This is a genomic window from Rhizobium sp. SEMIA 4085 (genome assembly GCF_013004495.1).
In the GTDB taxonomy this organism is placed as follows: domain Bacteria; phylum Pseudomonadota; class Alphaproteobacteria; order Rhizobiales; family Rhizobiaceae; genus Rhizobium; species Rhizobium gallicum.
On sequence record NZ_JABEPH010000627.1, the window covers coordinates 1 to 1803 of the forward strand.

Here is a 1803-nt window from a genome sequence, read left to right on the forward strand (position 1 = left end):
AGTGGGCGGGGCGTGGCGCGTAGTACCCGCCAGAGTTCTCTGCGCCGGTGCCCTCTGCGACCGGCGCGGTCGGCACCTCCAACCCCGGGGTCCCCGCCCCCCCCTTGGCTCCCGTGCCCTGGCCGCTGGGTGTGGCGTTAGCGGGTAACCCCCCGTTCCCGGGGGTCGTTTACCGCCGCAAGGTCATGGCGCAGCTCACCGGCCGGCGTCTCGTACAGATGGTTAAGGACGATCTGAAGCCCTCTGACATCATGACGAAAGAGGCCTTCGAGAACGCCATCCGCACCAATGCGGCTATCGGTGGATCGACCAACGCCGTCATCCACCTGCTCGCCATGGCCGGCCGGGTGGGCGTCGATCTTTCGCTGGACGATTGGGATCGCTGCGGCCGCGAGGTCCCGACCATCGTCAACCTGATGCCGTCGGGCAAGTACCTTATGGAGGAGTTCTTCTATGCCGGCGGCCTGCCGGTGGTGCTGAAGCGCCTCGGCGAGGCGGACCTCCTGCACAAGGACGCGCTGACGGTATCTGGCGAAACCATGTGGGATGAGGTCAAGGACGTCGTCAACTGGAACGAGGATGTGATCCTGCCTGCCGAAAAGGCGCTGACGTCTTCGGGCGGCATCGTCGTGCTGCGCGGCAATCTGGCGCCGAAGGGCGCGGTGCTGAAGCCTTCGGCCGCCTCCCCGCACCTGATGGTGCACCGTGGCAGGGCGGTCGTGTTCGAGGACATCGACGATTACAAGGCCAAGATCAACGACGACAGCCTCGATATCGACGAAACCTGCGTCATGGTCATGAAAAACTGTGGACCAAGGGGCTATCCGGGCATGGCCGAGGTCGGCAACATGGGCCTGCCGCCCAAGGTGCTCAAGAAAGGCATCACCGACATGGTGCGCATCTCCGACGCCCGCATGTCTGGAACGGCCTACGGCACCGTCGTGCTGCACACCTCCCCGGAAGCTGCGGTCGGCGGGCCGCTCGCAGTGGTGAAAAACGGCGACATGATCGAGATGGACGTGCCGAACCGTCGTCTGCATCTCGACATTTCTGAGGAGGAGCTGGCCCTGCGGCTCGCCGAATGGCAGCCGAACCATGATCTGCCGACGTCCGGCTATGCCTGGCTGCACCAGCAGCATGTCGAAGGGGCCGATACCGGCGCCGACCTCGACTTCCTCAAGGGATGTCGCGGAAACGCGGTCGGCAAGGACAGCCACTAGCGGAGCGCATCGAGACAGAAAATCGATGAGGCGGAGGTGAAGCCCCGCCTTTTTCGTTGGTTGGTTGGAAAGGAAAGGCGCTTCAGCGCCGCGCCGCCTGGGTCAAGCCGCACGTGCCGATCGAGGGCGGCTATTTCCAGCTTACATCAAACGGTCATAGAGGCCGATAAGGGTGCCGACGTCGATTTCCTGGTCGGCTCGCGCGGCTCGAAGATCCCGATGGACCGCCAAGCCCCTGGGGCCAAACGGTCACCAGCGTCAAAAGGCGGTACGAAAGTTCCGCCTTTTTCTTGCCAACCGCCCTTCTTCCGGAACGTTCTCGCCTCGCCGCCGTTACCGCGGTAGGGAGGGAACCATGCCTGGAGTTCAAAAATCGATCGTGCTCAGCGCCTTCAACAAGGATGAGCGAGGTACGCTGTTACCGGCATTCGAGCCTCGGCAGATGAAGAGGGAAGAAACGGCCGTCTATATCGCCCAGACGCTCGTCAGGGATTATGATGGGGTCGTCGTCCGGTGCAGCGAGAAAAGCCATGCCATCGGCGGACAAGGCCCATCAGTGATCCTGTTCCGCTCTGGTCTGGTG

General features: G+C 63.3%; 1 protein-coding gene and 1 pseudogene. Both read left to right on the forward strand.

What is annotated here, in order from left to right; genetic code table 11:
- Positions 1–125 precede the first annotated feature (125 nt).
- Positions 126–1220, forward strand: a pseudogene (locus C9413_RS31785) (dihydroxy-acid dehydratase); the annotation flags it as partial.
- Positions 1221–1575: 355 nt separating this feature from the next.
- Positions 1576–1803 (forward strand): hypothetical protein (locus C9413_RS31790; protein ID WP_170251499.1); only part of this gene is annotated, 228 nt, incomplete at its 3' end.